Origin of the sequence: Pseudomonas sp. 31 R 17, from assembly GCF_900004915.1 — a bacterium.
Lineage (GTDB): Bacteria > Pseudomonadota > Gammaproteobacteria > Pseudomonadales > Pseudomonadaceae > Aquipseudomonas > Aquipseudomonas orientalis_A.
The window spans coordinates 224,001-239,291 of the sequence record NZ_CVTN01000056.1; the positions used below are offsets into that span (position 1 = coordinate 224,001).

Annotated in this window: 19 protein-coding genes; 4 read left to right on the forward strand and 15 right to left on the reverse strand. The window is 62.3% G+C overall.

All coding sequences use genetic code 11. The features are described 5' to 3' along the window. Positions 1-181: 181 nt before the first annotated feature. The 6 genes from BFP89_RS08045 to tusD all read right to left on the reverse strand — a co-directional run bounded on the left by BFP89_RS08045 (position 182) and on the right by tusD (position 3,618). Entirely contained in the window at positions 182-1,177 is a 996-nt protein-coding gene (locus BFP89_RS08045) for a glutathione S-transferase family protein (protein WP_065884971.1), read from the reverse strand. An 88-nt stretch (positions 1,178-1,265) separates the two neighbouring features. Next, on the reverse strand, positions 1,266-2,267 hold the full coding sequence (locus BFP89_RS08050) for a glycosyl transferase family protein (protein ID WP_065884972.1): 1,002 nt from the start codon (positions 2,265-2,267) through the stop codon (positions 1,266-1,268). Next, positions 2,264-2,599, reverse strand: coding sequence for a TusE/DsrC/DsvC family sulfur relay protein (locus BFP89_RS08055; protein ID WP_065884973.1), 336 nt, complete (start codon positions 2,597-2,599; stop codon positions 2,264-2,266). The genes BFP89_RS08050 and BFP89_RS08055 overlap by 4 nt, the downstream gene beginning before the upstream one ends. Then, entirely contained in the window at positions 2,596-2,874 is a 279-nt protein-coding gene (tusB, locus tag BFP89_RS08060; protein WP_065884974.1) for a sulfurtransferase complex subunit TusB, read from the reverse strand. The genes BFP89_RS08055 and tusB overlap by 4 nt, the downstream gene beginning before the upstream one ends. Beyond that, positions 2,874-3,224, reverse strand: coding sequence for a sulfurtransferase complex subunit TusC (gene tusC / locus BFP89_RS08065; protein ID WP_065884975.1), 351 nt, complete (start codon positions 3,222-3,224; stop codon positions 2,874-2,876). The genes tusB and tusC overlap by 1 nt, the downstream gene beginning before the upstream one ends. A gap of 1 nt (position 3,225) precedes the next feature. Further along, positions 3,226-3,618, reverse strand: coding sequence for a sulfurtransferase complex subunit TusD (tusD, locus tag BFP89_RS08070; RefSeq protein ID WP_065884976.1), 393 nt, complete (start codon positions 3,616-3,618; stop codon positions 3,226-3,228). Between the two features lie 158 nt (positions 3,619-3,776). On the opposite strand from tusD, the gene BFP89_RS08075 reads away from it, so the two are divergent. After that, positions 3,777-4,952 carry a CaiB/BaiF CoA transferase family protein gene (locus tag BFP89_RS08075; protein ID WP_065884977.1) on the forward strand — a complete coding sequence of 392 codons (1,176 nt, stop codon included), beginning with the start codon at positions 3,777-3,779 and terminating at the stop codon, positions 4,950-4,952. A gap of 91 nt (positions 4,953-5,043) precedes the next feature. Here the strand turns inward: BFP89_RS08075 and BFP89_RS08080 are convergent, their stop codons facing one another. Then, on the reverse strand, positions 5,044-5,538 hold the full coding sequence (locus BFP89_RS08080; protein WP_065885050.1) for a SprT family zinc-dependent metalloprotease: 495 nt from the start codon (positions 5,536-5,538) through the stop codon (positions 5,044-5,046). Between the two features lie 128 nt (positions 5,539-5,666). Further along, positions 5,667-6,269 (reverse strand): Yip1 family protein, encoded by a 603-nt coding sequence (locus tag BFP89_RS08085; RefSeq protein ID WP_057721811.1) that lies wholly within the window; start codon positions 6,267-6,269, stop codon positions 5,667-5,669. Between the two features lie 362 nt (positions 6,270-6,631). On the opposite strand from BFP89_RS08085, the gene ttcA reads away from it, so the two are divergent. Both ttcA and BFP89_RS08095 read left to right on the forward strand, forming a co-directional pair. Further along, the gene (gene ttcA, locus BFP89_RS08090) at positions 6,632-7,456 is read left to right on the forward strand and encodes a tRNA 2-thiocytidine(32) synthetase TtcA (protein ID WP_065884978.1); all 825 of its coding nucleotides are present in this window, start codon (positions 6,632-6,634) and stop codon (positions 7,454-7,456) included. A 67-nt stretch (positions 7,457-7,523) separates the two neighbouring features. Further along, positions 7,524-8,195 (forward strand): DNA-3-methyladenine glycosylase I, encoded by a 672-nt coding sequence (locus BFP89_RS08095; RefSeq protein WP_034106798.1) that lies wholly within the window; start codon positions 7,524-7,526, stop codon positions 8,193-8,195. A 3-nt stretch (positions 8,196-8,198) separates the two neighbouring features. On the opposite strand, the gene BFP89_RS08100 is transcribed toward BFP89_RS08095, so the two are convergent. From BFP89_RS08100 to arsC, 3 genes are read right to left on the reverse strand one after another with little or no spacing between them, the layout of a single operon-like run. After that, positions 8,199-8,606 (reverse strand): DUF2069 domain-containing protein, encoded by a 408-nt coding sequence (locus BFP89_RS08100; protein WP_065884979.1) that lies wholly within the window; start codon positions 8,604-8,606, stop codon positions 8,199-8,201. Beyond that, the gene (wrbA, locus tag BFP89_RS08105; RefSeq protein WP_065884980.1) at positions 8,590-9,204 is read right to left on the reverse strand and encodes an NAD(P)H:quinone oxidoreductase; all 615 of its coding nucleotides are present in this window, start codon (positions 9,202-9,204) and stop codon (positions 8,590-8,592) included. The genes BFP89_RS08100 and wrbA overlap by 17 nt, the downstream gene beginning before the upstream one ends. Continuing rightward, positions 9,201-9,554 carry an arsenate reductase (glutaredoxin) gene (gene arsC, locus BFP89_RS08110; RefSeq protein WP_065884981.1) on the reverse strand — a complete coding sequence of 118 codons (354 nt, stop codon included), beginning with the start codon at positions 9,552-9,554 and terminating at the stop codon, positions 9,201-9,203. The genes wrbA and arsC overlap by 4 nt, the downstream gene beginning before the upstream one ends. Positions 9,555-9,669: 115 nt before the next feature. On the opposite strand from arsC, the gene BFP89_RS08115 reads away from it, so the two are divergent. Further along, on the forward strand, positions 9,670-10,131 hold the full coding sequence (locus BFP89_RS08115; RefSeq protein ID WP_065884982.1) for a TlpA family protein disulfide reductase: 462 nt from the start codon (positions 9,670-9,672) through the stop codon (positions 10,129-10,131). A gap of 63 nt (positions 10,132-10,194) precedes the next feature. Here BFP89_RS08115 and BFP89_RS08120 read toward each other — a convergent pair whose 3' ends face one another. From BFP89_RS08120 to BFP89_RS08135, 4 genes are all read right to left on the reverse strand, one after another. Beyond that, positions 10,195-10,599, reverse strand: a complete 405-nt coding sequence (locus BFP89_RS08120) for an META domain-containing protein (RefSeq protein ID WP_065884983.1) — start codon at positions 10,597-10,599, stop codon at positions 10,195-10,197. Further along, positions 10,596-11,036 carry a hypothetical protein gene (locus BFP89_RS08125; protein WP_065884984.1) on the reverse strand — a complete coding sequence of 147 codons (441 nt, stop codon included), beginning with the start codon at positions 11,034-11,036 and terminating at the stop codon, positions 10,596-10,598. Before BFP89_RS08125 ends, BFP89_RS08120 begins: the two co-directional genes overlap by 4 nt. Before the next feature lie 71 nt (positions 11,037-11,107). Then, entirely contained in the window at positions 11,108-12,097 is a 990-nt protein-coding gene (locus BFP89_RS08130; RefSeq protein WP_065884985.1) for a 2-hydroxyacid dehydrogenase, read from the reverse strand. Positions 12,098-12,268: 171 nt separating this feature from the next. Further along, entirely contained in the window at positions 12,269-15,022 is a 2,754-nt protein-coding gene (locus BFP89_RS08135; protein WP_065884986.1) for a response regulator, read from the reverse strand. Positions 15,023-15,291 lie beyond the last annotated feature (269 nt).

Below are 15,291 nucleotides of genomic sequence, written 5' to 3' on the forward strand. Positions count from 1 at the left end.
GCTAACCCGGCGTCCTGCCGGGTTACCCACGGATTCAAGCCTGCGTTCGGCCAGCGTGGTTTAACGGGGCGCCTGAGATCAAGATCAAAAGCAGGTCAAGATCAAGAGCGACTCGCTTCGCATCGTGGTTACGGTTGAGCGCTACAGAGTTGTGTAGATACCTATGCCCCCATGATCCGGATCAGCTCCACACACCTTTGCCACTCAACCGCGCCCGATCATGCCCAACATCAAACCGCTGCAACGGCCCCTTCGGCACAATCCCCGTCGGATTGATGGTCCGATGGCTGGCATAGTAATGCCCCTTGATATGCTCGAAATCCACCGTCTCGGCCACGCCCGGCCACTGATACATCTCCCTTAGCCAGTTCGACAGGTTCGGATAATCGGCAATCCGCCGCAGGTTGCACTTAAAGTGGCTGTAATACACCGCATCAAAACGAATCAGCGTGGTGAACAGCCGTACATCCGCCTCGGTCAGGTATTCGCCGGCCAGGTAGCGATGCTCGCCCAAGTGATGTTCCAGGTGATCAAGCTCGGCAAATACATCATCAAACGCGCTTGCATAAGCCTGCTGCGACGTGGCGAACCCGGCGCGGTACACGCCGTTGTTCACGGCGGGGTAGATGCGCTCGTTCAGGGTGTCGATGGTCGAGCGCAATGCCTGCGGGTAGAAATCCAGGGTATTGCCGGTCAGTTCATTGAAGGCGCTGTTGAACATGCGGATGATCTCCGCCGATTCGTTGCTGACGATGCGCTTGAGCTTTTTGTCCCATAACACCGGCACCGTGACGCGCCCGGTGTAGTCAGCGGTGTCGGCGGTGTAGCGCTGGTGCATGAAGTCGAAACCGTCCAGCGTGTCGCCGCTTGAGCCGTGGGCCTTGTCGAAGGTCCAGCCGTTTTCCAGCATCAGCCAACTGACTACCGAGACGTCAATCAGGCTTTCCAGGCCCTTGAGCTTGCGCAGGATCAGGGTGCGGTGGGCCCAGGGACAGGCCAGGGAAACGTAGAGGTGATAGCGTCCGGCCTCGGCCTTGAAACCGCCTTCGCCGCTCGGGCCGGGCTGGCCGTCGGCGGTCACCCAGTGACGGCGTTGCGCCTGTTCGCGCTGGAAGGCGCCATCTGCGCTACTTTCGTACCACTGGTCTTTCCAGTGTCCTTCGATCAGCAAACCCATGACTGGCTCCTTGGCTAATAAGCGTTGGAGCCCAGTCTACGGGGATGAGTTCGAACTAAAAGCGCAAAGACCGGGGGAGAATGATCGATTAAATCGATTTGTCTCGCGCGTCCCAGTACTGCCGGGCCAGTTCGAATGCCTGCTCGCGGGTGCGTCCAAGGCCGCGCAAAGCCAGGGCCATGGTCGCGATCAGCGCCAGTTGCGGGTAGCTGTCCTCGACGTCGCCACGCCATACGGCTTTCAGATGCTCGGGCTCCAGGGTCGCCGGTTTGACGTGGCGCTGGGCGGAGAGGGCGGGCCATTCTTCGTCCCAGCTCTGGCCGCCGGTGGTGCCATACAAGTGGCTGAGGGTGTCGGGGTTGATCTCGATCTCGCCACCATCGCCCTTGACCACAATCACATTGTCGCCCAGCAGGCCACTGGCATCGCGGTGTACGCCCTGGTAACCCGGGTGGAAAATGCTTTGCAGGCCGCAACGGGCATTGAGCGGGTTGAGCAGGCGGGCCAGGGAGTGGATCGGCGAGCGCAGGCCCAGGGTGTTGCGCAGGTCGATCATGCGCTGCAACTGGGGCGCCCAGTCGCCCAGCGGGATAAACGCCAGGTTGCCGTGTGCATACGCCGCCTCGACCTGTTGCCAATTGCGGCACAGCGGTATGTGCAAGCGCTCCAGCAGTTGCTCGGTGTACAAGCGCCCCGCCGTATGCGCGCCGCCGCCGTGCATGAGGATGCGCACACCCTGTTGCGCCAGGCATTTGGCCGCCAGCAGGAACCAGGGCAAGTGGCGCTTTTTGCCGGCGTAGGTCGGCCAGTCGATATCCACATTCAGTGCGGGCGGGTTCAATCGCTCGCGTACCGCTTCGGTGAAGCCGGCGAGCTCTTCCGGGCTTTCTTCCTTGTGGCGCAGCAGCATGAGGAAGGCGCCCAGCTGGGTGTCTTCGACTTTTTCGTCGAGCAGCATGCCCATGGCTTGCCGCGCTTCCTCACGGGTGAGGTTGCGTGCGCCGCGCTTGCCTTTGCCCAGGATGCGCACGAACGGCGCAAACGGATGTTCTTCAGGCGTCGAGAGGGTCAGGGGGGCAAAATCGGTCATAAGCAATTCGTCGGCCTGGGCAGGCCCGCCAGCTTGGCGGCGAGTTTGGCGGGAGTGCCGTTGAACAGTTTATTGAGGTGCAGGCTGTTGCCCTTTTGCGGGCCGAGCTTCAAGGCGGTGTACTTGATCAGCGGGCGCGTGGCGGGGGACAGCTGGAATTCGCTATAGAACTGGCGCAGCAACAGGAGAATTTCCCAGTGGTCCGCGGTCAGTTCCACCGCTTCGGCGATGGCCAGGGCGTGCGCCACCTCATCGGACCAGTCATCCAGGTCGACGAGGTAGCCGTCCTTGTCCAGTGGCAGGCTACGCGTGCCGACGGTCAGTGTGTTCATAACCAGCTGTTGACCTTGTCATAGTCGATCGACAACTGCACGAACCCCGGATAGTCGACGCTGTCGGCCCAGTCCGGGAGCGGCAGGTTGCGTGCCTGCAGGTCTTCAGCCAGCACAAACACTTTTACCCCTCTGGTTTGCAGCGCTGCGTTATGCAGGCCATAGGTGCCGTCGCCGCAAAGCAGGATGGCATCCGCGTTGCCGCACACACGCAGGCAACTGTCCAGACGGCTGTCGGTAAAGGGGGAGTGGCTCACCACATGTAGAGTCGACATCAGAGGGTAATCACCTGATCGTAACGGTCAATCAGCCTGGAAATGGCCTGGCTGTCCAGGGCCTGCGCATTGTCCGGTGGCGGCAGCCCGCGTGCGGACAGGCTGTGGCCGCAGGCGAACACGTCATCGATGCCGAACAGACCCAGCGCCTGCAGGTTGGCGCTCAGATCCTTTTGTTGCACGGCCCTGGCGTCCTGGTGCCGCGCCAGCTGGAACACGCCGTCGTCCAGAAACAGCAGGCCGACAGGCAGATCGAACGCGCCTCCGGCCAGCACGATATCCAGCGCTTCGCGCGCGCTGGGGCCGGACCACGGCGCCTGGCGGCTGATGATCAGCAATGATTGGGCCATGTCACGCACCTCCAAAACAGATCAGGCGGTCGGCGTCCTGGATCGCATCATGCAACTGCCCCAGGCCCGACAAGGCCCAGGGCGCGTCCAGGTTCACCGCGCTGCGTTGATAGCGCGTGGCTTCCTCGGCATTGAGCACGCCACGGCGCAAGGCGGCGGCGATGCACACGACGCCGTCGAGTTGGTGGGTGCCGACAAATTCGCGCCACTGGCGCGCGATGTCCTGCTCGTCCTGGGGCGCGACGATATTATTGGAGGCGCTGTACACGCCATCCTGATAAAAAAACAGCCGCACAATTTCATGCCCGCCGGCCAAAGCCGCCTGGGCGAACAACAGGGCGCGGCGCGAGGCGGGCGCGTGGGCGGCGCAAAACACTGCAATCGCGAACTTCATGGAACACTCTGCGAACAAACGTGGGCCAATGATAAAGCCGCCGCGACGAAAAAGCCCGCCGTGATCAAAACGGTCACTGCGCTTGATCGTTCTGACGATTGCCGCCGGCACCGAAGGCTGACTACGCTGTGGCCAGTCCAATCGCAAACGGAGTTTGTATGTCAGGTCCCTTGGCGTCCCTCAAAGTGCTGGATTTTTCCACCCTGCTGCCCGGCCCGTTCGCCTCGCTGATGCTGGCGGACATGGGCGCCGACGTGCTGCGCATCGAATCGCCGACGCGGCCGGACCTGTTGCGCGTGTGGCCGCCCCATGATCACGGCACGTCCGCGAGCCATGCCTATCTCAATCGCAACAAGCGCAGCCTGGCGCTGGACCTCAAGCGGGACGAGGCGCTGCAGATCGTCTTCGAGCTGGTCAAGGGCACCGATATCCTCGTCGAACAGTTCCGCCCCGGGGTCATGGACCGTCTGGGCCTGGGGTACGACGCACTGAAGGCGATCAACCCCAGGCTGATCTATGTGTCGATCACCGGCTACGGCCAGACCGGCCCCTACCGGGACCGCGCCGGTCACGACATCAACTATCTCGCTGTCGCAGGCGTGGCCAGCCACACCGGGCGGCGGGACAGTGGGCCGTTGCCGCTGGGCGTGCAACTGGCGGATGTGGGCGGCGGGTCCCTGCATGCGGTGGTGGGCGTGCTCGCGGCGGTGGTTGCGCGGCAGCACAGCGGCGTCGGTCAATACCTGGACGTGAGCATGACCGACTGCTCGTTCAGCCTGAACGCCATGGCCGGCGCGGGTTACCTGGCCTGCGGGGTGGAGCCGGAGCGGGAAAATCATGTGCTCAATGGCGGCAGTTTTTACGATTACTACCGCACCCGTGACGGGCGCTGGATGTCGGTGGGCAGCCTGGAACCGGCGTTCATGCAGCAGCTGTGTGAAGCCCTGGGGCGACCGGAGCTGGCGGCGCACGGTGTGAAGCCTGAGCAGCAGCCGGCACTCAAGCGGGCGTTGCAGGTGGAGTTTGAAAAACGCAGCTTTGCCGAGCTGTGTGCGTTATTTGCGGGCGTGGATGCGTGTGTCGAACCGGTGTTGAGCATGAGTGAAGCGTTGGCGCATCCGCAGTTGCAGGCGCGCGATTTGATCAGCCAGGTGCCGAGGGGCGATGGTTCGACCCAAGCGCAGATGGCCTGCCCGCTGAAGTTCTCCGAGGGTTTGCCGGCGCCACGGCATATTGGGGCGGCGGTCGGGGCGCACAGTGATGAAGTGTTGGTGGAGTTGGGGTTGAGTGCTCAGCGGATTGCGGATTTGCGGCAGGCCAAGGTTATTGGGTGACTGTTCTGGCCTCATCGGGGGCAAGCCCCCTCCCACCTTTGATTTGTGAATACATTCAAAATGTGGGAGGGGCTTGCCCCCGATGAGGCCCTCACTCCACCCGAGTCTCCCCAGTGAACACAAGAGTATGCCGGCACCGCCGACACAGGTACCGCCGCCCCTGGCCGACCATCCCATGGCGTTGGGCTGAAAACGCAAAGTCGCTGTCGGCACACGGGCACCGGTAGATATAGCGAGTCACCTGGCGTCGCTTGACCGCATAGGTGTGACAACGGTCCGGCGGCAGTTCGTAGACCCCACGCATGATCAATTGCCATTCCTCTCCATGGGGCTGGATGCGCTCGCCAAACAGTTGGTGGGCAATCAGGTGCGCCACTTCGTGGGCCACGGTCTGCTTGAGGAAGTGTTGGCTGTTTTCTTGGTAGAGCTGAGGGTTGAAGCGCAGCAGGTTTTCGTGCAAATGCGCGACACCGGCTTTCTGGCCCCGCAGCTTGAGGCTGACGGTGGGGCGTTTGAAGCTTCGTTTGAAAAAGGATTCGGCTTGCAGGAAACACTCTTCGACGCGGGTATTGAGTTGCTCGGGCATGCTGTACATATCTCCAGAGACGCCCAGTATGCCGCAAAGCAGGGGGTTTCCGAATCTCTCAGGCGCCGAATGGTCATGGCTAACGCACAAAGCCACCTTTTCGGTGGCTTTGCCTGCACGCCTGGGGCTCAACTGGTGTAGATGGGCCCGACGCCCAGGCCCCAGACGATCACGGTAAACGCCATGATCGCCACCAGCACCACCAGGCCGACGGCCAATACCGAGCTGGAGAACAGAAAGCCTTCATCCGGGTCGATACTCATGAACGTCGGCAAGCCCACATACAGCAGATACACCGTGTAGCAGATCGCTGCGGTCCCCACCACCATACCCAGCCACATGTGCGGATAGAGCGCCGCCAGCCCGCCGATAAACAGGGGCGTCGCGGTATAGGTGGCGAAGGCCACGCAACGCGCCATGCTGGGGTTGGCGTCATAGGTGCGGGCCATCCAGTGAATGAACGCGCCCATCACCGCCACACCGCCCAGCATGGCGGCGTACGACATCAGGGTCATCCACAGCGCGCTTTCCTGGGTAAGCATGACCGGGGCGCGGTTGCCGATGACCCAGCCGACCCGGGTGGTGCCGATAAACGCGGAAATGGCGGGGATCGCTGCGAGAACCAGCGTGTGAGTGAGGTACATGTGGCTGATGCTTTCTTCTTTATCGCCACGAATTTCCCGCCATTCCTGATCGGGATGGGTAAACAGCCCCACGACGTGATGGATCATGCCAGTCACTCCTGTCGTTATTCCTATCGCCCCCATCGGAGCGCCCACCGGCCAACTGGCCTGCAAGGTCTGGATAGTTGTGCGACCTCACGTCGCAGTATAGGAAGTGATACCCGGGAAAACTGTAGGGCCTTTAGAGTAAATCGCGCTGTAAACACGGGGCTTAATCGCCGCTGGGTCTGTCGATGACAACGCTATCCAGTGTGGGAGGGGGCTTGCCCCCGATGGCAGTGTGTCAGTCGAGGTAGTTGCTACTGATACACCGCCATCGGGGGCAAGCCCCCTCCCACATTGGAACTCGGTCGTTCATGAAGGTAAAATGCTGCGCTTTTCGTCACACACCTTTAGCGGATCCAAGCGCCATGGGCACTCTTACGGTCAACCAGAACAAACTGCAAAAACGCCTGCGTCGCCTGGCCGGTGAAGCGGTCGCTGATTTCAACATGATCGAGGAGGGCGACAAGGTCATGGTCTGCCTCTCCGGCGGCAAAGACAGCTACACCCTGCTCGACGTGCTGCTGCACCTGCAAAAGGTCGCACCGATCAAGTTCGAGATCGTTGCCGTCAACATGGACCAGAAGCAGCCCGGCTTTCCCGAACATGTGCTGCCGGCCTACCTGAAAGCGCTGGGCGTCGAGTACCACATTGTCGAGAAAGACACGTACTCGGTGGTCAAGGAACTGATTCCGGAGGGCAAGACCACCTGCTCGCTGTGCTCGCGCCTGCGGCGTGGCACGCTCTATACCTTTGCCGATGAGATCGGCGCGACCAAGATGGCCCTGGGGCATCATCGCGACGACATCGTCGAAACCTTCTTCCTGAATATGTTCTTCAACGGTTCGCTCAAGGCCATGCCGCCCAAACTGCGCGCCGATGACGGACGCAACGTGGTGATCCGCCCGCTGGCGTATTGCAACGAGAAGGACATCCAGGCTTATTCCGACTTCAAGCAATTCCCGATCATTCCGTGCAACCTGTGCGGCTCCCAGGAAAACCTGCAGCGCCAGGTGGTCAAGGACATGCTGCAGGAGTGGGAGCGCAAGACCCCGGGGCGCACCGAGAGCATCTTCCGCAGCCTGCAGAATGTGATCCCGTCGCAACTGGCCGATCGCAACCTGTTCGACTTCGCCAGCTTGAAAATCGATGAGACGGCCGCCTCGCGTTTCGTCAATGTAGTGAACCTCTGAGCCGCATCGAGGCTCTAGTACACGGCGCTTGCGGGTGCCGTTTTCCATTCAACTGCCAGGAGAGGGCATGCGCGATTACAAGTGGCTGCACGAATATTGTCTGAACCGCTTCGGTTCGGCGGCCAAGCTGGAAGCCCATCTGCCTGTGCCCAAGACGCCGGCGCAATTGCGCAAGATCAGCGATGATCGCTACCTGTCGACCCTGGCGCTGCGGGTGTTCCGGGCGGGCTTGAAACACAGTGTGGTCGACGCGAAATGGCCCGCGTTCGAACAGGTATTTTTCGGCTTCGATCCGGAAAAAGTCGTATTGATGGGCGCCGAACATCTGGAACGGCTGATGCAGGACACGCGCATCATCCGCCACCTGGGCAAGCTCAAGAGTGTGCCGCGCAATGCGCAGATGATTCTGGATATCGAGCAGGAAAAGGGCAGCTTCGGTGCGTTTGTCGCCGACTGGCCGGTGACCGATATCGTTGGGCTGTGGAAATACCTGAGCAAGCACGGCCACCAGTTGGGCGGGCTGTCGGCCCCGCGTTTCCTGCGCATGGTGGGCAAGGATACGTTTGTACCGAGCGATGACGTGGTGGCGGCGCTGAATGCGCAGAAGATCGTCGACAAGGCGCCGACCAGCCTGCGGGATTTGGCGACGGTGCAGGGCGCGTTCAACCAATGGCATGCCGAGAGTGGGCGGCCGATGTGCCAGCTGTCGATGATGCTGGCCTACACCGTCAACCACTGATCGTCAGGCATGCGCCAAGCGCCGATTCAACTGGTGCCGCCAGCGCACATACAACAGCGCCGTACAAAACACCGCCAGGCTCGCCAGCATCTCAAGCACTCCGAAGCCCTGGCGGTTCGGGTCATACGCGGCCAGTGCGCCCTTGATGAAATACAGGTTCACCACAAAGCACATCCACGAATGCCCGCGCGCGCTGCCCGTGATCATCCCTGGCGCCAACACCAGCAGCGGCACCAGTTCGATCAGCAGGATCACCCACGGGCGCGCCCCGTGCAGGTCGGCGACGAACAGGTAATAGGCGCACAACAAGCCCACCAGGCCGAAAAACGCCAGCAGACTCAGTGCGCGCGCCAGCTTGACCCGTGGTTCCAGCCACGCCTGGGACGGCAGGACCTTAGGCTTTCTGGCCAACGCCGTTCTCCAGCAGTGTGGCGGTCTTGGCCAGGCGCAGGCCCAGGGCGCGGCACAGACTGATTTCATGCGGGTCGAGCAGACGCTTGCCGTCAGGCCCGGCGTGGTGGCTGGCGCCATAGGGCGTGCCGCCGCCCTGGGTGTCGAGCAGCGCCTGTTCGCTGTAGGGCAGGCCGGTGATCAGCATGCCGTGGTGCAGCAGCGGCAGCAGCATCGACATCAGCGTGGTCTCCTGGCCGCCGTGCAGGCTGGCGGTGGAGGTGAACACGCCGGCGGGCTTGCCGACCAGGGCGCCGGTGAGCCACAGGTTACTGGTGCCGTCGAGGAAGTACTTGAGCGGCGCGGCCATGTTGCCGAAACGTGTCGGGCTGCCCAGGGCCAGGGCCGAGCAGTGTTTCAGGTCATCCAGGCTTGCATACAGGGCGCCCTCGTCCGGGATACTCGGCGCCACGGCCTCGCACTCGGTGGAGATCGCCGGCACGGTGCGCAGCCGGGCTTCCATGCCGCCCTGCTCGATGCCCCTGGCAATCTGCCGGGCCATTTCGCTGACCGAGCCATTGCGGCTGTAATACAACACCAGCACGTAGGGCGCAGTCACGGCAGGATCTCCAGCACGTTTTCCGGCGGGCGGCCAATGATGGCTTTATCGGCGGTTTCCAGGATCGGGCGTTCCATCAACTTGGGGTGTGCGGCGATGGCGGCGATCAGTTGCGCTTCGCTGAGGCTGGCGTCGGCCAGGTTGAGGCTTTTGTATTCATCTTCGCCGGTGCGCAACAATTGGCGGGCACTGAGGCCTAGTTTGTCCAGCAGGGCCTGCAATTGTGCCGCGTCCAGCGGCGTTTCCAGATAGCGCACCACGGTTGGCGTGAGGCCGCGAGCTTCGAGCAGTTCAAGCGCACCGCGGGATTTCGAGCAGCCCGGGTTGTGATAAAGCGTCAGATCGGTCATGTGCGGGTCGCATCTTGCGTAAGGTGGCGGGTATTCTACCCGTGCTGGCGCCTGTCCTTAAACCGTCAGAGGCGATAGGCCGCAGCCCACGTTCATTTTTGCGAAGGATTACCCCATGACAAGGCGACTGATCGGTGCATTGGCGATCATCACAACCCTGCTGCTCAGCGGCTGCGGTAACGATTACGGCGTTGACCAGTACGGCCGGACAGTGCCGGCCGAACGCCTGGACAAGCAGTGGCTGGTGGTCAATTACTGGGCCGAATGGTGTGGCCCGTGCCGCACGGAAATCCCCGAGCTCAATGCCCTGGCCGAACAATTGAAAGCGCAGAACGTGGGCGTGTTCGGGGTCAACTTCGACAATGTGCAGGGTGAGGAACTCAAGGCTGCCAGTGACAAGCTGGGTATCAAGTTCACCGTGCTGGCGCAGAACCCGGAGGGCATCTTTGATATTCCGCGCAGCGAGGCGCTGCCGGTGACCTACATCATCGATGACCAGGGCAAGGTGCGCGAGCAACTGATGGGTGAGCAGACGGCAGAGGGCGTGTTGGCCAAACTCAAGGCCTTGCGCGGTTAAAGTGTGGGAGAGGGCTTGCCCCCTCCCACATTTGGAACCCCATCAAACTAAAGATTGGAGATATCAGCCTTCTTCAAGCCACAAGCGAATCGGCTTGCCTTCGGCGGGCCAGAACCGCGTCTGCTCGATCGGCGAGATATCCCAGCGCTGTACGCCTTGCAGGGCCTGGAAGAAGCGGTGCTCCTGCTCCATCAGCGCCTCGGCGCACAGTTTGCGGGTGCTGCCGATCGGGCCGAAGCTGAGCTTGTCGCCTTCAAGGGTGTATGGCGCAAACCAGTGGTTGCAGCCGCCATTGCCATAGGCGCGACCATCGGCACCGAGGGTCACGGTCAGGTGCGCGTAGTCCATCAACGGCCGCTCGCCGATCCACTCCACTACATAGCTGTGATCCTGCTTGAGCTTGACCGCATCGCCGGCGCAGCCGCTCAGGGCCGTACCCATGGCGGCGAGCAGCAGCAGGCCCTTCATTGCGCGGCCTGCTGGCATTTCGGGCAGCGGTGACTGTCGCCTTCGCTGGCCCAGCCGAGTGCTTTGATGCGGGCATTGGCGGCCGGTTGCAGCGGTTCCTGGGTGAGCTTGGTTTCCACCGCGAATTCGAACTCCAGCACGCTGTCGCAGCTGTCGCAATTGACCTTCCAGGTGTGAATCTCCAACTCGCCGAATTTCGGCCCCTGGGCCATGGCGACCCACTGGCCCGCCGGGCGGATGGAATAGCGCGCGTCACCTTCCACGGTCAGGCGCATCGACAGGGTTTTGCTGCCGCGCAGGGTGACGATCAGCACGTCGCCATGCTTGATCGAACCACCGTTGCCGGTGACTTGATAACGGCCCGGCACCAGGGCGCGGCATTCGATCAGGGTGTGTTGCGGGCTCAGCAAGCTGAAGCGGAAATCGTGTTCGGCCATGGATCCTCCAAATAGGCGCGGCATCCTATCACGGGTGCTGGACTATCATGAGCCCGGTATGTGACCGCTGATCATCCCTCGACGAGGTTCTGCGCACGGCCGTCGGCCCACGCCGCAATATTGGCCAGTGTAGTGCCAGCAATCGCCGCCAGTGCCTCGCGGGTCAGGAAGGCCTGGTGGGCGGTGATGATCACATTGGGGAAGGTCAGCAGGCGGGCGAGCACGTCGTCTTGCAGGGGCAGGTCCGAGCGGTCCTCGAAAAACAGCTGGGCCTCTTCTTCATAGACATCCAGCCCCAGGTAACCGAGTTGGCCGCTCTTGAGCGCTTCCACCAGCGCCGGCGTGTCGACCAGGCCACCGCGGCCGGTATTGATCAGCATGGCGCCCGGTTGCATGTGGGCCAGGGTGTCGGCGTTGATCAGATGCGTGCTGTCGGCCGTCAGCGGGCAATGCAGGCTGATGACCTGCGCCTCGGCGAGCAGTTCGGGCAGGCTCACGTAGCGCGCGCCCATGGCTTGGACCTCAGGGTTGGGGAAGGGGTCGTGGGCCAGCAACCTGCAGCCGAAACCGCTCATGATCCTGGCGAAGGTGGCGCCGATCTGCCCGGTACCGACCACGCCGACGGTTTTGCCGACCAGGTCGAACCCGGTGAGCCCGTGCAGGCTGAAATCGCCATCGCGGGTGCGGTTGTAGGCGCGGTGCAGGCGCCGGTTCAGGGCCAGCACCAGCGCGACGGCATGCTCGGCCACGGCGTGGGGCGAGTAGGCCGGTACGCGCACCACGCTCAGGCCCAGGCGCTTGGCGGCGCGCAGGTCGACATGGTTATAGCCGGCCGAGCGCAACGCAATCAGGCGCGTGCCACCTTTGGCCAGTTGCTCGAGTACCGGGGCGCTGAGGTCATCGTTGATAAAGGCGCAGACCACCTCATGGTGTTCGGCCAGGGCCACGGTGTCGAGGTTGAGGCGGGCGGGTTGCAATTGCAGCTCGATGCCCTGGGGGAGTGGCTCAGCGCTAAAACTGTCGCGGTCGTAGGCTTGGCTGCTGAAAAGAATGACGCGCATTAAAAGAGGCTCCCTGCGATTTACACGTGAAAAATGCCTGTAGGAGCGAGCTTGCTCGCGAAAAACGTCAACGATAACGCGTGTCGTCTGAATGAACGCGGTGCCTGGGAGTTTTTCGCGAGCAAGCTCGCTCCTACAGGCATCAAGGCAAAGCCCCACCTGAAAATAGCGTCAGGCGCTGACCCGCGCTTCACTGGCCAACCGTGCAATTGCCATGTCCAATTCATCCAGCGCAGCCATGGCCTTGGCGTCGTCCTGCTTGAGCAGGGTTTCGGCGCGCTGGCAGGCCGCGCGCAATTGCGGCACGCCGCAGTAGCGCGTGGCGCCATGCAGACGATGGACGCGTTCGATCAGGGCATGATTGTCATTGGCTTCACGGGCGACCGTGATCGCCAGGCGATCGGCTTCCAGGGAAGCCAGCAGCATGGCGAGCATGTCCGCCGCAAGGTCGGCCTTGTTGGCGGCCAGGCGCAAGCCTTCCTCATGGTCCAGCACCAGCAGTTGCACGCCTGGGCCCGGGCCTTCGGGGACGCGTTCCGGCCCTTGGTTGCGCAGGGCCAGGCCGGTCCATTTCAGCACCACCTGGGCCAGTTGCCGCTCGCTGATGGGTTTGGTCAGGTAATCGTCCATGCCGCTTTGCAGCAGGGCGCGTTTTTCGTTGGCCATGGCATGGGCGGTGAGGGCGACCACCGGCAGCGGCGTGCCATGGCGTTCGCTTTCCCATTGGCGAATCGCTTCGGTACTCTGGCGCCCGTCCATGCCCGGCATCTGCACGTCCATCAATACCAGATCGAAGGTTTCCTGCTTGACCGCGTCAATGGCCGCATAGCCGCTTTCCACGGCCATGACCTTGGCGCCCATGTCTTCAAGCAGGGTTTGCACCAGCAACAGGTTCGCCGGGTTATCGTCCACGCACAGTACACGCGGCGCACGGCTGGACAATGGCTCGCCCGGTTCGCTGCGCAAAGGGCGCGGGCTGATCAGGTCGGCCAGGGACCGGCGCAGCTTGCGCGTACACGCGGGCTTGGCCTGCAACTGGCTGTTGGGGTTGGGCACCGATTGGTTGAACAGCATCTGCTCGGTCGTCGGGCACAGCACCAGCACCTTGCAGCCCAGGTGTTCGAGGTCCCACAAGTGCTGGTTGAGGCGCTCGGGCGGGATGTCGTTGGCGGTGACGCCGAGCACTGCCAGGTCAATCGCCTGTTCGGTCTGGTGCGCGCTGGTAATGCCGTTGGTCAGGCTTTCCAGGGTATTGAACGGGGTCACCTCCAGGCCGCAGTCTTCCAACTGGTGTTGCAGGGCCTGGCGCGCCAGCTCGTGGTTCTCCAGCACGGCCACGCGGCGTCCGAGCAGCGGCGCGCTGGGCAAGTCTTCAACGTCGTCGCGGGTCTTGGGCAGGTTCAGGCTGATCCAGAACTCCGAGCCTTCGCCCGGCGTGCTGTCGACGCCGATTTCGCCGCCCATCTGTTCGATCAGGCGCTTGGAAATCACCAGGCCCAGGCCGGTGCCACCCGGCTGGCGCGACAGCGAATTGTCCGCCTGGCTGAAGGCCTGGAACAGCGCACGCACGTCCTGGTTGGACAGGCCGATGCCGGTGTCCTGCACGCTAATGCGCAGCTGCACGCTGTCTTCCTGTTCGTCCTCGATCATCGCGCGGGCAACAATGGTGCCTTCGCGGGTGAACTTGATCGCGTTGCTGATCAGGTTGGTCAGGATCTGCTTGAGGCGCAGCGGATCGCCCACCAGTGACAGCGGCGTGTCACGGTAGACCAGGCTGACCAGTTCGAGCTGTTTGGCGTGGGCGGCGGGAGCGAGGATGGTCAGGGTGTCTTGCAGCAGGTCGCGCAGGTTGAAGGGCACGCTGTCGAGCACCAGTTTGCCGGCTTCGATCTTCGAGAAGTCGAGGATTTCGTTGATGATGCCCAGCAGGTTGTCGGCGGATTTTTCGATGGTGCCCAGGTAATCCAGCTGACGCGGCGACAATTCGCTTTTTTGCAGCAAGTGGGTGAAGCCCAGGATGCCGTTGAGCGGGGTGCGGATCTCATGGCTCATATTGGCCAGGAATTCGGATTTGATCCGGCTGGCTTCCAGGGCTTCCTTGCGGGCCAGGTCCAGCTCGATGTTCTGGATCTCGATGGTTTCCAGGTTCTGGCGCACATCCTCGGTGGCCTGGTCGATGCTGTGTTGTAATTCTTCCTGGGCGTTTTGCAGGGTCTCGGCCATGCGGTTGATGCCCGACGCCAACTGATCCAGCTCCTGGCTGCCCAACGGCGGCAGACGGGTTTCCAGGTTGCCGTCCTTGAGCTGGGCCACGGCTTGTTTGATCTGGCCGATCGGCGAATTGATGGTGCGGCTGATGCGCAGGGCCAGCGCCGCGGTGCAGATCAAGCCGATGGCGATCAGCAGCAGGCTGGCGAACAGGCTGCGATAGCCGCGCAGCAACATGCCATTGTGGGACAGTTCCACTTCGACCCAGCCCAACAGGCGGTCGGACTCATCCGGGATCAGCTCGCCCGCGAGGTTGCGATGGCGTCCGAACACGGGCATGAGGTAGCGGGTGGCATCATTGCCGCTGCGCTGCAGCAGATGCGAACTGTTGCCGGTGGGCGGTTGATTGAGCATGGTCGGGCCGGCATGGGCCAGGGACGAGCGGTCCGGCGCCAGGATCGACACCGTACGCACATCCGGTTGTTCCAGGGATTGGGTCGCGATGCGTTCCAGCAGGTCCGTGTTCCTGCTGCTCAGGGCGGGTGCGACCAGCGGCGCCAACTGCTCGGCGATCATTTCGCCGCGTTGCAGCAATTGCGTCTGCAGTTCGGAGAGCTGCATCCAGGTGAAGTAGCCTCCCAACAGCAGGGCCATCAGGCTGGTCGGCAATAAAGTCAGCAACAGTACGCGGCCTTTTATTCCCATTCTTCTAAGCACGCCACTCTCCTGCTACCACATTGATATCAATCATCCACGCAGGCATCCGGCCCACGCCACGTGCGCAGTGTAGCCATTTGCGCCCTCGGGAATCTCGTAAATTAGTGACATGTAGCAATCTTCGGGCGATTCGGCGCCGGCCGGCGTCTGGCGGGAGGATCAGGGGAGAGGTACCGATGAGGCTGACTTGGAACGTATCTTCGCGCCCTTTATTCGGTTGGACGGTTCACGGCCCGGGCTTGCGCATTGCGCGCAGGGCCAGCGCGTAC

Excerpts from the sequence above, each read along its gene's own strand:
- BFP89_RS08130 (WP_065884985.1), bottom strand. The coding sequence starts at position 12,097 with ATGCGCGTCATTCTTTTCAGCAGCCAAGCCTACGACCGCGACAGTTTT.
- arsC (WP_065884981.1), bottom strand. The coding sequence starts at position 9,554 with ATGACCGATCTGACGCTTTATCACAACCCGGGCTGCTCGAAATCCCGC.
- BFP89_RS08125 (WP_065884984.1), bottom strand. The coding sequence starts at position 11,036 with ATGGCCGAACACGATTTCCGCTTCAGCTTGCTGAGCCCGCAACACACC.
- ttcA (WP_065884978.1), top strand. The coding sequence starts at position 6,632 with ATGGGCACTCTTACGGTCAACCAGAACAAACTGCAAAAACGCCTGCGT.
- tusC (WP_065884975.1), bottom strand. The coding sequence starts at position 3,224 with ATGGCCCAATCATTGCTGATCATCAGCCGCCAGGCGCCGTGGTCCGGC.
- BFP89_RS08120 (WP_065884983.1), bottom strand. The coding sequence starts at position 10,599 with ATGAAGGGCCTGCTGCTGCTCGCCGCCATGGGTACGGCCCTGAGCGGC.
- tusB (WP_065884974.1), bottom strand. The coding sequence starts at position 2,874 with ATGTCGACTCTACATGTGGTGAGCCACTCCCCCTTTACCGACAGCCGT.
- BFP89_RS08045 (WP_065884971.1), bottom strand. The coding sequence starts at position 1,177 with ATGGGTTTGCTGATCGAAGGACACTGGAAAGACCAGTGGTACGAAAGT.
- BFP89_RS08085 (WP_057721811.1), bottom strand. The coding sequence starts at position 6,269 with ATGATCCATCACGTCGTGGGGCTGTTTACCCATCCCGATCAGGAATGG.
- tusD (WP_065884976.1), bottom strand. The coding sequence starts at position 3,618 with ATGAAGTTCGCGATTGCAGTGTTTTGCGCCGCCCACGCGCCCGCCTCG.
- BFP89_RS08055 (WP_065884973.1), bottom strand. The coding sequence starts at position 2,599 with ATGAACACACTGACCGTCGGCACGCGTAGCCTGCCACTGGACAAGGAC.
- BFP89_RS08075 (WP_065884977.1), top strand. The coding sequence starts at position 3,777 with ATGTCAGGTCCCTTGGCGTCCCTCAAAGTGCTGGATTTTTCCACCCTG.
- BFP89_RS08095 (WP_034106798.1), top strand. The coding sequence starts at position 7,524 with ATGCGCGATTACAAGTGGCTGCACGAATATTGTCTGAACCGCTTCGGT.
- BFP89_RS08080 (WP_065885050.1), bottom strand. The coding sequence starts at position 5,538 with ATGCCCGAGCAACTCAATACCCGCGTCGAAGAGTGTTTCCTGCAAGCC.
- BFP89_RS08115 (WP_065884982.1), top strand. The coding sequence starts at position 9,670 with ATGACAAGGCGACTGATCGGTGCATTGGCGATCATCACAACCCTGCTG.
- BFP89_RS08050 (WP_065884972.1), bottom strand. The coding sequence starts at position 2,267 with ATGACCGATTTTGCCCCCCTGACCCTCTCGACGCCTGAAGAACATCCG.